Annotated in this window: 9 protein-coding genes and 2 pseudogenes; 2 read left to right on the forward strand and 9 right to left on the reverse strand. The window is 40.6% G+C overall.

Annotation, left to right across the window (positions count from 1 at the left end):
- Positions 1–3: 3 nt before the first annotated feature.
- Positions 4–447 carry a DUF2127 domain-containing protein gene (locus tag NCWK1_RS18580; protein ID WP_073597718.1) on the forward strand — a complete coding sequence of 148 codons (444 nt, stop codon included), beginning with the start codon at positions 4–6 and terminating at the stop codon, positions 445–447.
- On the opposite strand, the gene NCWK1_RS18585 is transcribed toward NCWK1_RS18580, so the two are convergent.
- From NCWK1_RS18585 to NCWK1_RS30200, 6 genes and pseudogenes are all read right to left on the reverse strand, one after another.
- A complete protein-coding gene (locus NCWK1_RS18585) occupies positions 444–1,688 on the reverse strand; it encodes a sensor histidine kinase (protein ID WP_103125744.1) in 1,245 nt (414 codons plus the stop codon). The two genes, NCWK1_RS18580 and NCWK1_RS18585, sit on opposite strands and share 4 nt — an antisense overlap.
- Positions 1,689–1,703: 15 nt before the next feature.
- Positions 1,704–2,378: a response regulator transcription factor gene (locus NCWK1_RS18590; RefSeq protein WP_103125745.1), complete on the reverse strand. Its 675-nt coding sequence runs from the start codon at positions 2,376–2,378 to the stop codon at positions 1,704–1,706.
- 59 nt (positions 2,379–2,437) lie between these two features.
- Positions 2,438–3,181: a COG4705 family protein gene (locus NCWK1_RS18595; protein WP_103125746.1), complete on the reverse strand. Its 744-nt coding sequence runs from the start codon at positions 3,179–3,181 to the stop codon at positions 2,438–2,440.
- 179 nt (positions 3,182–3,360) lie between these two features.
- Positions 3,361–4,382: pseudogene (locus tag NCWK1_RS18605) on the reverse strand (IS630 family transposase); the annotation flags it as partial.
- Between the two features lie 93 nt (positions 4,383–4,475).
- Positions 4,476–5,652: pseudogene (locus tag NCWK1_RS18610) on the reverse strand (MFS transporter).
- Positions 5,653–6,079: 427 nt separating this feature from the next.
- Positions 6,080–6,346 (reverse strand): hypothetical protein, encoded by a 267-nt coding sequence (locus NCWK1_RS30200; protein ID WP_245894938.1) that lies wholly within the window; start codon positions 6,344–6,346, stop codon positions 6,080–6,082.
- Here NCWK1_RS30200 and NCWK1_RS18620 point away from each other — a divergent pair.
- On the forward strand, positions 6,345–7,466 hold the full coding sequence (locus NCWK1_RS18620; protein ID WP_245894939.1) for a mechanosensitive ion channel family protein: 1,122 nt from the start codon (positions 6,345–6,347) through the stop codon (positions 7,464–7,466). The two genes, NCWK1_RS30200 and NCWK1_RS18620, sit on opposite strands and share 2 nt — an antisense overlap.
- 52 nt (positions 7,467–7,518) lie before the next feature.
- Here NCWK1_RS18620 and NCWK1_RS18625 read toward each other — a convergent pair whose 3' ends face one another.
- From NCWK1_RS18625 to NCWK1_RS18635, 3 genes are all read right to left on the reverse strand, one after another.
- A complete protein-coding gene (locus NCWK1_RS18625) occupies positions 7,519–8,913 on the reverse strand; it encodes an MFS transporter (protein WP_103125749.1) in 1,395 nt (464 codons plus the stop codon).
- Between the two features lie 278 nt (positions 8,914–9,191).
- The gene (locus tag NCWK1_RS18630; protein ID WP_103125750.1) at positions 9,192–9,818 is read right to left on the reverse strand and encodes a class I SAM-dependent methyltransferase; all 627 of its coding nucleotides are present in this window, start codon (positions 9,816–9,818) and stop codon (positions 9,192–9,194) included.
- 150 nt (positions 9,819–9,968) lie between these two features.
- Positions 9,969–13,091 (reverse strand): efflux RND transporter permease subunit, encoded by a 3,123-nt coding sequence (locus NCWK1_RS18635; protein ID WP_103125751.1) that lies wholly within the window; start codon positions 13,089–13,091, stop codon positions 9,969–9,971.

Raw genomic sequence — 13,091 nt, forward strand, 5'->3', positions numbered from 1 at the left:
TAAATGATCGATAAACGTCCTCCAGGATTAATAGCAATTGTTATTTATAAAGGCTTTGTTGCTTTACTACTTACAGCTACATCTATTGTTCTACTGTTAGCTTTAAAAAAACATGATACTCTTGTGGTCTTTTCCGAATCTTACATACTGGAAGGGAAACGCGAAGTTATTGAGTGGTTACTAGAAAAAATTATTAATATCAAACCACAAACTTTAAAATTTAGCGGAATTGCCACTGCAATATATGCAGTTGTGACAGCCATTGAGGCTATCGGTTTATGGTATGAAAAAACTTGGGCAAAGATATTAGTTATTGGATTAGTTGGTATTAGTATACCTCCCGAAATCTATGAGTTAATTAAAGGGGTAACGATTTTCAAATTTTTAGTCTTTATGGTTAATCTAGCTGTACTATCGTACTTGGTTAAACACTTTTATAAACATTAATTAAGAGAACTTGCTGGTAAACGCACTGTAAAACAACTTCCAATTCCCAATTGACTTGTGACGGTAATTAATCCACCGTGATTTTGAGCAATAGCTTGAGCAATAGCCAACCCTAAACCAGAACCACCAGAATTATAAGAACGTGATTTATCTGCTCGCCAAAAACGTTCAAAAATATTTCCTAAATCTTTTGGTGCAATTCCTACACCTGTATCTTGAACATTAACTACTATGTCTGAAGCAGAACGATTAGCTGTGATTTCTACTATCCCTTCTGACGGTGTGTAATTTATAGCATTTTGAATTAAATTAGTAAATAATCGTGTTATTTGATTTGTATCACCTAATAAATAAAGCTTTTCAGTTAATTGGCTTTTCAGATTAATTTGTTTAGCGATCGCTTGCGGTTGATATAGTTGTACTAAGTTATTTAAAATTGAACTGAGATTAACAGTTTCTTTACTGCGGTTAGGAATATTATCATGACGAGCTAAAAATAGTAAATCTTCAGTGAGGCGAGTCATTTGGTTCGTAGCACTAGAAATAGCCTGAAATTTTTCTGCATCAGTTTCTCGCATTCCTTCTGGATACTTTAGTGCTACCCCTGCATTACTTTTAATCGCCATTAAAGGACTGCGGAGTTCATGGGAAGCATCAGCAGTAAACTGTTTTAACCGTTCAAAGCTTTCTTCAATTGGTTGCATCGCTTGACGAGTAAGCCAAATTCCGCCAACACTACTAATAATCAAAGCTACAACTATTCCACCACCTAATCCCAAATCTAATTTATTTAAAGTTTCATCAAATTCTTCTAAAGATTGACTGGCTCTTACATACCCGATAAATTGTTTATCATCACTACTAATAATTGGTAAAGTGACAGACTGGACACGATTTTTACCAACTGTATTAATTTTTTCTCCTTCTGTTACATGAACAGGTAAACTTAAAATATCTTGTCCCTGTTTTTCGATTAGATTACCTTTAGTATCAAACCAGTTTAATCCTTGATGATTTTCAAATAATTTATCTTGAGGTAAGTCATTTTCAATTTTAATTCTCCCATTATCAAACTCTGCATTAGCAGCAGCAACTTGTGCTAATGCAGCAAGTTTCTCTGTTTGTTGTTTATGGAGGCTATGGGTAAAGACAATCCGAACAGCAATTGCAAATCCACCTAAGATTAATGATAATACGATTAAATAAGACAACAGTAAACGACGGCGAATTTTTTCAAACATAAGCTAAATTTGCCTTCACTTAGGACACAGACGATAACCAACACCGTAGACAGTTTCGATAAAATCTTCTGAACTTCCTATCGCTCTCAGTTTCTTTCTTAAATTTGTAATGTGAGTTTTAACGGTTTCCTCTCCGGATAATTTATCAAACTCCCACAATTTATCTAAAATTGCCGAGCGAGTCAAAATTTGAGTAGGATTTTTCAAAAAACATTCCAATATCATGTATTCTTTGGGTGTTAATGATAGAGGCTTACCTGCGTAAGTTACATGACAATTACTAGGGTCTAGTTGTAGCTCACCATGAATTAAAATTAATTGGCGAGTTTCTGGACTCCTTCGAGATAAAGCTCGAATTCGTGCTGCTAATTCTTCTAGTTCAAATGGTTTAACTAAATAATCATCTGCACCAGCATCAAGTCCAATTATTTTATCTGGGGTTGTATCTCGTGCTGTCAACATCAGAATAAAAGCATTACAATTAGAAGCACGTAGCCGTTTACAGAGAGTGATTCCATCTAAGCGCGGCAACATTAAATCTAATAAAATTAAATCATAATTACCTGCTTGGGCGTATTCCCAACCTTCAATTCCATCACCAGCAATATCAACAGCATGATGTTGATGTTTTAAATCTTCAGCTAAGGGTTTAGCGATGCGATCATCATCTTCAACTATTAAAATTCTCATATTTCTATACTATTTATTTTGTATTTAACAAAAAATAGTCATCTATCTGCTTAAACGTATCACTCAATTGGGTAACGCACTTTTTTCTCCTTTCGCACGGAAAAGAATAGGACAACCGCCAGCAGGATAAAGGCGATCACTGAAGCATAGCCCCTTGGCAGTGATAAACCGCCATCTTTTATCGGTTTGGTAAGAAAATCTCCGAAGGTAGCTCCGAAGGGTCGCGTGAAGATGAACGCGAGCCAGAATAGGAGAATATCGCTCAACTTTGTTACGTAGTGAAGGGCGATGACAACACCAATGACGCTAGCTGTCACGAATGCGCCCTGGATATAGCTCAGTCCTAAGTTGCTTGTCAGAAAATCACCAAAGGCTGTTCCCAAACTGTTGGAGAACACAATCGCCAGCCAATACGTTGTCTCTGCGTCTTTCCTCACGATTGGATAAACACTCAAATCTCGATCCCGGTAATACCAGATGGTAAGAACGCTCAAGAGACAGGTTACCAGGATCAGCGATCCCATTGCGTAGCCTAGCCCCAAAGATCGATCCATCAGGTCTGAAACTTCAGTTCCGGCTGTGGTTGTCGCAATGATGGCCAACCAGTAAAGGGCTGGACGATATCTGTCGGATTGAATTTGAAAAAATAGGAGAATAGCCAGAATGGCAAAAGTTACGGCAAAGGCTACGTAATACCCCAACCCAAGAGACATTGAGATGAAGTCACCTGCCGTCTCGCCCAGCGTCGTGGCAATGATCTTCATAATCCAAAAGAAAATTGTGACTTTTGCAACTTTGTTCATTATTGCTCCTATTTGCTGCTGGACTACCAACACGTTATCTGAACTTGCAGGTTCATCGTAGAGAGAAAAAGTCAAGAACTTGGAAAGAGATAGCTGGCAATGAAGATTTTTACTCTTTACCTACTGATTTTCGTCTTCCGGCTTCAAATACCAGCAGTAATATAGGACTAGTATTTGATTTATGAAAAAACTCCGTACATCTGAAGAGACATAAAATCAAAGGTAGTGTTTCTAATGAACCACTCAAACATCCACTTTAAATGGCGAAATGTTGGAATTAAAGCACAAAAACGCCTCACCCAGGTTTTTGCTTGTAACCAAATATCTTCAATAGGATTTTGTGATGGGCAATTAGGAGCAAAGCGGATGCAATGAATTTTCCACTGCTCTTGAGGTAAATCTTGATTTACTTCGCCTAAAAAGTTTTGAACCAGATGTGAACGATGATAAGAAGCACTATCCCAAAGAAGAAGTAATCGCTGGTTGGGAGAAGAGTCTAATAAATAACGTAAATAATCAATCGTATTGTTTGAGTTACCAGCATTATAAGCTTTAAGAAGTAACTTGCCATCTAGATAATCAACCGCCCCGTAGTATGTCTGTTTTTCTCGTTCGTTAACGATGCCAATTGCTATTTCTTGGTCAGTTTTACCCCACACATAACCAGTTATGTCTCCCCATAACAGATGGCACTCATCTATTAGTAATACTCTCAGTCTTCGAGCTTCTATCTCGTCTCTGTTGCTTGCCAACAATGTTTCAATCTGTTTTTTTTTGCAGCTACAGCCTCTTTGTCAGCCTTTGGATTTAAGCCAGTAGTTTTTTTCCAACTAATTCCCGCCGCATCAAATAAATCATAATAACTCCGTTTCGATTCGTAGATGACATCATATTCAAAAGCCAATTTGTACTCCAGTTCTCCAAGCTCCCAAGTATCTTTTGTTTGTAACCAGCTTAATACTTCTTGTAGCTGTTCATCACTTAAATAACTCTTTCTACCTTTATGATTTAAGCGTAATCCTAAAATTCCATTTTCCTTATAAGCTTGCTTCCAGCTTGTTATTGAACCAACAGATACATCTAAAATAGTTTGAATTTCTTCATACTTATAGCCTTGATAAACCAGTTTCACCGCTAAAGCTTTTCTTACTTCCCGCGCATCTGGGCGACTATCTATAAATTCTTGTAATTCTGTGATCGCCATTTCTAGATGCTGGTTTATCATTGTTCGTTATTAGACCGATAGCTCTTTCCGCATTATCTCGTAGTTTTTTTCAGAAATCAAATATGATTCCTATATGATCGCACTCAAAGCGAAAATACTTCCAGTGATGAAAGTTGCTTTTGGACTGATTGTTTGCCACAAAACACCTCCTAACAGGCTAGCTGGTAAGAGCGCTACACCAGTAGCCAAATTAATTAACCCAAAAGCAGTACCCCGCAGATGGGACGGAACTCTATCTGCTACCAGTGCTAACAATATGCCCTGACTCATTCCCTGATGCAGACCATACAGCGCAAATAGTCCCCACACCTGCCAAGGAGCATCAACAAATGCAAAACCTAAATATGCTAAAGCATACACACAAAATCCACCCACTAGCAGCCCCAATCTACCAATGCGGTCAGATAGCAATCCTACTGGATAAGCACTGAGAGAGTAAGCTATATTCATTACAACTAGGGTAAGTGGTACTAGTGAGGCGGATACTCCAGCTTGCTGTGCTTGCAGCAATAAAAAAGCATCGCTAGAGTTACCGAGATTAAATAGTAGTGCAACCGCAACTAGCACCCAATAGCTTTTACCCAAACTTTGCAAAGCAGACCAATGTAGAGGATTATTCTGCCTTCGATTATTTCTATTGTCAGGTTCGCGCACGCCAGTTGCCAAAAGGGCTACTGCTAAAATACCGGGAAGCACCGCTAACCAGAAAACTAGACGAAAGTTCTGTCCTGAAAAAGACATCAAGATGAATGCAACTAGTGGCCCAGTGAATGCGCCGATGGTGTCTAAAGATTGCCGCAAACCGTAGGCAGCTCCACGATTAACGCTATCGGTAACATCTGCTACGATTGCATCGCGGGGAGCTACACGAATTCCCTTACCAACGCGAGCCTCCTAACGGAGGAGCTTCGCTAACGCCAAAACGAGCCATCAATACCCAAGCAGGACTAGTTGCCAATGCGAACAGAGGTTTTACTAAGGTAGATAATCCATAACCAACAACAGCTAATCTCTTACGCTGTCCTAAATAATCGCTTAAGGCTCCTGAAAAGACTTTCAGTACAGAAGCAGTTGATTCTGCAATTCCCTCAATCCACCCAACTGTTAGCAAATTTGCTCCTAATGCCGAAATTAAAAATAACGGCAACACCGAATGAATCATCTCGGAACTAATATCAGTTAACAAGCTGACAAATCCCAAAACCCAGACATTACGGGGGATGGTTTGAAAGGTTTTTGTTGTCACTGCTGTTACCTTTGAGTTGATGACTGGCAATTCGGTGCTAAGAGAAAGCTGTAATTGTCAAATCACATTTAATTGCATTTATCATCATCACACTTGACGATGAAATTGGAATGAAATTCTATCGACTCCAAGAAATCTCAATTTGGAGCAATTTTTACGGTTGGCGTAGTGCTTGTAGTTGTTCTAATTGTTGTGTTTGTTCTTGCAGCCGAATAGCAAGGCGATACCTTTGGCGGGCTATGCCTACGCACACTGTTAAAAAATTGCTAAACAGACAATATGCCAATGCGTTAAGCTATTATGCCTTTTTAGCTTCAGGGTTTCTTTCGCAAGCATGAAGACAAATATCGCACATAGCTTTATTTTTAAGCAATAACAGTAATTTATTAATCTTATCAATAGGCAAATCAAAAATTTTGATTTGTGGCTAAGTGGATGTTTGCGAGGGTAATTTAATTGTGAGGCTAAGAACCAGAACAGTAATCACAAATCGCTTGAGCAAACTAGCACAGACTCGCACAATTTGGGTATTTTTACTCACCATTTTGGTTGTGATATCAATAACTATACCCAATTCAGTGAGGGCGCAAGATGAACGAGTAACAGTACGTCTAGATGGTCGTGCATTGTTCCGAGTAAGTGCAGTGGATAACACCAAGGCATCAGATTGAGCAAGGCAAATCGAACGACGCATGAATCGGTTATTAGAAAATCCAACAGCAATTTCTCCACCTCAGATTGAAACTTCCCAAGATAAGCAAAAGCGTGTTATTACTAGTGCGGGAGTACCAATTGTTACTCTAACTACAACAGATGCTCAAGACAATTTAACAACCGTTGACGCGCTAGCTATCCAATGGTCACAGGCAATTGATGCTGCTCTTAAACGAGCAAGTCAACGCCGCCTTTCGCCTTGGGGGCGATTTGTAGCAGAAGTACAAGCATCAGTAGAGACTGCTTTTGGGCGACTGATAGAATCTGCCATCACAATTATTCCGCGTGCGATCGCTGCTATTTTAGTAATTGGTCTTTTCTGGGCAATAGCCACATTCATACGCTGGCTGATGCGAATTATCTTCCGCCACATCGTTGAAGATTTGACCGTTGAAAACCTAATTAAGCAGGTTGCATATTACGCCGTTTGGACACTCGGCTTGATAGTTGCCCTTGATGCTTTTGGTTTTGATCCCCAGGCTGTGGCTACTGGATTAGGATTAACTAGCCTTGCCTTGGGATTTGCCCTCAAGGATATCATCTCCAACTTTATTAGTGGTATGCTAATTCTTGTCTTACGTCCTTTTGAGTTGGGCGATCAAATTGTTGTTGGCGAAACCGAAGGAAACGTTGAACGTATAGAATTGCGTGCTACCCAACTTCGTACATACGATGGTCGCGTGGTACTAATTCCTAATGCTGAAGTGTTTACTTCTCGAATCATTAATAACACAGCTGCACCTATCCGTCGTAGCAGTGTCGAACTATTCATTGGTTACGATAGCGACCTGCAACAAGTGGTTACTATTTTAAAAGATGCAGCCCAGGCAACGCAAGAGGTACTTGATGAGCCGGGGGTTTCTGTGCGGATACGAGATTTAGGACAAGATGACGTTGTAGTTGAAACCCGCTTTTGGACAGATTCGCGGCGTTCTGATTTTGTAGCTACGACATCAGCAGTTAGACAGGCGATAGTTGCTGCGTTGAAAGAAGCGAATATTGGATTACCAGACCCCGATGTAAGAATTTTAGTGCCGCGTCATCCGCAAAGGTGGCAAGCAGCATTCGGTCTAAAAGATGGTGATAGTGCTTCATCTTAACCCTGTAAGAATGTTTTAACCAATATCTACTCAACATATTGGCAACAGCAGTTTAATGACTATGGCGATGGTGAATGTCCCTAGTGTGAGGGTGAGTGTGATAGATAATCGTCGTGTGTTCGTGAACATGGTTGTGAGGTTCGCCTATAATAACTATCCCCTCATCGTGGTCATGCTGATGGTGTTCATCGTGGATGTGTTTATGTTCATGCACACTAAGATAGTGAAAGTGTTCGTGTTCATGTGGATGAGGCGAGAGGGTAATTTGCACTACCACTAGCAGCATCAAGCCCACTAAGCTACCGTAAATAAACTCACGTTCAGCAAAGTGACTTCCTAACCAACCCGCAAGAGGGTAGGAGATTGCCCACCAAAGATGACTCCAGGCAAAGTGTGCGCCATAAACTCGCCCTTGTATAGCAGTCGGGATACGGTCTGCAATTAATGTCTGAGTGGGTAAGTTGACTAAATTTTGCCCCGCACCCGCTACCAACCATAAAAGCATCAATACTGTTAAATTTGCGTAGTTGGCAGGTAACAAAGCTAAGGTGATCAAAGTTGCACCAATAAAAACAAACGTTGTACGCGGCAAACTTCTATTGAAAGTACCATAAATAACTGCACAGAGGGTTGCACCAATCCCAAAAGCTGCCATCACCCAGCCGTACTGCACTTCTCCCAACTTAAGTGTACCTTGGACATAGCCAACAGTATTGACTAAGATTTGCGCTCCGGCAATTGATGCGACTAACTGCATCGCTAGCGCGTAACGAATAGGTGCATCTGTAAGTAGGCGAGTTGTACCGTCTTTAATGTCTCCCCATGTTCGGCGTGTTGTTCTGGAAGGCTGTTGATTTTGTGCAACGACGAGCTGACCTGGTAGGGTAAAGATTAAGACTGCCGCGATCGCAAAGCTGAGAGCATCCAAAAAGAAGACTTGTCTTGCACCAATGAAGGCGGCGACACTTCCAGCGATACCAGGGCCAAGTACACCAAGCAATTGGTAAGTAGCGGACGAAAGAGCAATAGCTTGTGGATAGTCATTCTCACCCGTGACTAATGGAATTGTGGCTTGGTAAGTTGGGGTGAAAAAAGCATTAAAAACGTTCAGCGCAAATATCAATATGTAAACTTGCCAAATCTGCGTTACAAAAGGCAACAGACCCACAATTAACATTCTGAATATGTGGGTAATGACCATGATTTTCTTACGGTCGAGGCGGTCTGCGATCGCACCTGCAAGAGGGGACAGCAATACAAAAGCGGTAACACGCAGAGTTAAAGCTACTGAAAGTACAACCGCCGCATTCTTTCCAGCTAAGTTAAAAGCCAGAAGGGCTAAACCCACCCAAGTAAGCGCATCACCCAATAAACTAGTGGTTTGAGCAGTATATAGCCTTGCAAATACCGGATTTCTCAAGCTGCGGAAAAATGTCAAGGTATTCATTTATCAAGGGGCATAGTTATAAAAGTCTTTTATAGTAATACTTTAACACTAATGGGGGGAGGGGGCATATTTATCAAAGCTGGAAAATAGTCTTGACAAGACCATTTTCACCACTCTGCTATTTTCTAGAAGGGGTGTAGTATTTTTAGCGTTGCTGTTAGCGCAGCTTGGCGTTAGCCATATCATGAGATAATCTCACCTAATTGGGAACGCATTTTTAATAGTTTCAATCACCAATTCATTCCGCATTTATGCAACGTTGTATTTTTTATTTTTAGTCATGGTTGTGGTGTCGCTGTAGCAACCATCATTCCCCACACTACACCAAAATGAAATTTTGTTGCTCGCTCAATATCAAACTGTGCAGATTTGAGTAAATTGTGAAATTCAAATTGGGAATAACACTGCTTATAAGCAGGATCAACCAACTTTAATATAAAATCGCAAAGGCGGCACAATAAATAATCTTTGCACCAATCCAAAATAATTACTTTACCGTCAGGTTTCAATACACGTTTCATCTCGATTAATGCGGCATTTGGGTCATCAAAATAATGGAACGAATTGGCAGATACAACTACATCGAAACTATTATTTTCAAATGGCAACGTCGATGCGCTAGCAGTATGAAACGAGACATGAGGATATGCTTGAAGTTTTTGTTGAGCTACAAGCAGCATCTTCTCTGAAATGTCTACTCCAGTTATACGTTGCGTTGGGTTCTCAGTTAACAATAACCGTTCAAATTCACCTGTTCCACAGGCAACATCCAGCACAGTTGTTGATGGAGATATTTGCACCCAGTCTTTCAGAAATGAAAGCGTATTTGCAACATAACTATTCCAGCGTTGGTCATATATTGCTGCTAGCTTGTCATACTGCTGGCGAACTTTGGTTTCGGTCATAGTGAATATATAGAAATCTTCATTAACCTGATTACTAACACCTTTTGTACTGAAAGCATCAAGATGACTCAAAATTTACTCAAGGCTAACAATTATTTTTAGACGTTTCATCAAGGATTATAAAAAATAAAATTCTTATGATATTTATCATTACTCAAAAACTGCTTTTGGTACTTTGCCATCCCCTACAACTGAGATAGTACGTTTAGGCAACAAGAACTTACCAAACTTAGCATATAAAGCTGGTAAGACCATTAAAGTTAATGCGGTAGAAGTAAATAAACCACCTAACACCACTATTGAAAGTGGTTGTAAGATTTCTTTTCCGGGGCCACTCTCAACTACTAGAGGTGCTAATCCTAAAGCAGAGGTAAAAGCTGTCATCAAAATAGCATTCAGACGTTCCATTGAGCCTTTAATCAGAACTTCTTTAACTGGTGTACCTTCCGCAAATTTAGTGTTGTAATTATCCACAAGTAACAAACCATTGCGGGTAGCAACTCCAAATAGAGTGATAAAGCCAACTAAAGAGGCAATTGAAATAACGCCGCCAGACAAAGCTACTGAAAATACTCCCCCCACCAACGCCAAAGGCAAGTTAATCATAATCATGGCGGTGGAAGGAATAGATTTGACAGAAAGGTACATAATTACTGTAATTGCAACAAAGGCGATCGCACTCGAAATTAAGATATTTTGAGTTGCTCTTTCTTCCGCCTCAAATTGCCCCGCATACTGGATATAGTAACCAGAGGGTGGATGTACCTCTTGATTAACTTTGTCTCGAATTTCATTAACAATGGAACGCAAATCTCTACCATTAGCGTTAGCGGACACAACAATCAAGCGGGATACATTCTCTCTATTTATAGTATTAGGCCCAGTACCATTTTCAATTGTGGCAACCTGTGCTAAAGGAATTTTTTGACCATTAGGAGTATCAACTAACAAATTGCGAATCGTATCCAAGTTTTGCCGTGCATCTGGCTTTAACCATACAGTCAAATCGAAAGTTTGTTGTTTTTCTAAAACTTGAGATACTACTCGCCCATTCAGAGCAGTTTCAATAATCTCAGACAGTTTGCCTACTGTCAAACCATACCGTGAAGCAGCAGGTCGGTTGAATTTAATTTGTATTTGTTCAATTGGTATTTGGGGTTCTAGTTGTAAATCTACAATCCCATTAACGGTTTTCATGACATCATCAACCTGCTGTCCAATTGTGCGGAGTTGTTCTAAGTCGGGGCCAAAGATTTTGACTGCGATCGCACTCCTCACCCCAGACAACACCTCATCCATACGGTGTGAGATAAAGCCCCCAATATTCGGTGCTACTCCCGGTAATTTCGCAAATTCTTGGCGTAACTTCTCAATCGTCCCCTCCCTATCTTTCATTCCTGCGTCGCTTAACTCGATATCCAAGTGTCCTAAATTTACCCCGGCTGCGTCTCCATCTCCAGGCGCACGCCCAGAACGTAATTGTACGTAGGGAAATCTAGAGTCTCCCTTGAGTGCGTGCTGAAGTGCTTCACCAGCTGCATTAGTAGCTTCTAGAGAAACCCCCGGATAAAGAGTGAGGGTATTTACCAAAGTTTGCTCCTGAAACTCTGGTAAAAATATTCTGCCGAAGGAAGGGACAATTACAGCCGCAGCCACCAAACTAGCGATCGCAGCCCCTATAACAATTCCAGAATACCGCAGAGAAAATGTTAGTAGAGGACGATACAGCCTCTTAAAAAATCTTGCAACCCAAGGTTCTGTTTCTGGCAAGCGACCATAAGGTAATAAGATTGCACATAAAGCTGGAGTCACAGTTAATGCCGTAATACTAGAGGCGATAACTGCTGCCATATAGCCTAATCCCATTGGGATAAAAATGCTACCTTCCACACCAGCTAAAGCAAAAACTGGAGAGAAGACAACTATGGTAATTATGGTAGCTCCAAATACTGAATCACGTACCTCTTGACAGCCATCAAATACAACATCTAAAACTGGACGTGGGTTAGGGGAATATTTATTTTCTCGCAAGTTACGATAGACGTTCTCAGCATCAACAATCGCGTCATCAACGGCTGAACCAATTGCGACTGCTAACCCTCCCAAGGTCATAGTATTTAAACCTTGTCCCAACCAATTTAGTAGTAGTACTCCTAGTAATAAAGATAAAGGTAGGGCAGTTAAACAAATAGCTAAGTTGCGCCAATTCATTAAAAAAGGAATTAAAATTAAAGCAACAATAATACTGCCTTCAATTAAAGCTTCTCTAACATTTTCAATAGAAGAATCAATATAGTTTTCTTGACGAAATGTTGGGGTGACTTTGATATCTTTGGGTAAGCCTGCTTGAATCTCTGACATCGCTGCTTCAATCGCACGGGTGACGGTGGGAGTATCGGCTTGAGGCTGTTTATTAATCATCACAACAATTGCCTTTTGACCGTTAAAACTGCCATCGCCCCGTTTAATAGCTGCACCAATTTGCACGTCAGCGATATCTGAGATTTTGACAGGCGTACCATTGCGGGCAGTAATTACTGATTGCTGTAATTCTTCAATAGATTCAATTCTGCCAATCCCGCGAATTAACTTTTCTCGGTCAGGAGTAATTAAATAGCCTCCAGGAGCGTTAACATTAGCAGCTTTGGCTGCTTGCTCTAAGTCTTCCAAAGTGACATTAAAGGCTCTTAGCTTCGCTGGATCGACTAATACTTGATATTGGCGAACATCGCCACCATACGCCACTACCTGACTAACACCAGGCACAGCTAAAAGGCGGTTTGTTACTTGCCAATCAACAATCCGCCGCACTTCCATTAAAGGAGTGCTTTGAGACGTGAAGGCATATTGTAATACTGTGCCAATGGGAGAACTAGTGGGAGAAATTTGCGGAGTTTCTACCCCTTCGGGAAGCTTACTTTGGGCTTGTTGTAATCGCTCTGTTACTAGCTGGCGAGCTTGATAAATATCAGTGTCCCAGTTAAAAATGACTTTGACGACAGAAATTCCCGCAGCTGACGATGAGCGTACTGCTGTTACTCCTGGAGTGCCATTAATCGCACTTTCAATTGGTAAAGTTACCAGGGATTCTAATTCTTCGGGGGCGAGTCCTGGTGCTTCAGTTTGAATTTCAACTTGGGGTGGTGCAAAGCTAGGAAAAACATCCAAGGGCATTTGGATAATTGTCCGAAATATCCAAATTGTCAGGATAATTGTACCTAAGATGACTAACCAACGGCGAGCGATCGCCCATTTAATAATCGCACTCAGCAT

Source organism: Nostoc cycadae WK-1 (assembly GCF_002897135.1).
Classification (GTDB): domain Bacteria; phylum Cyanobacteriota; class Cyanobacteriia; order Cyanobacteriales; family Nostocaceae; genus Nostoc_B.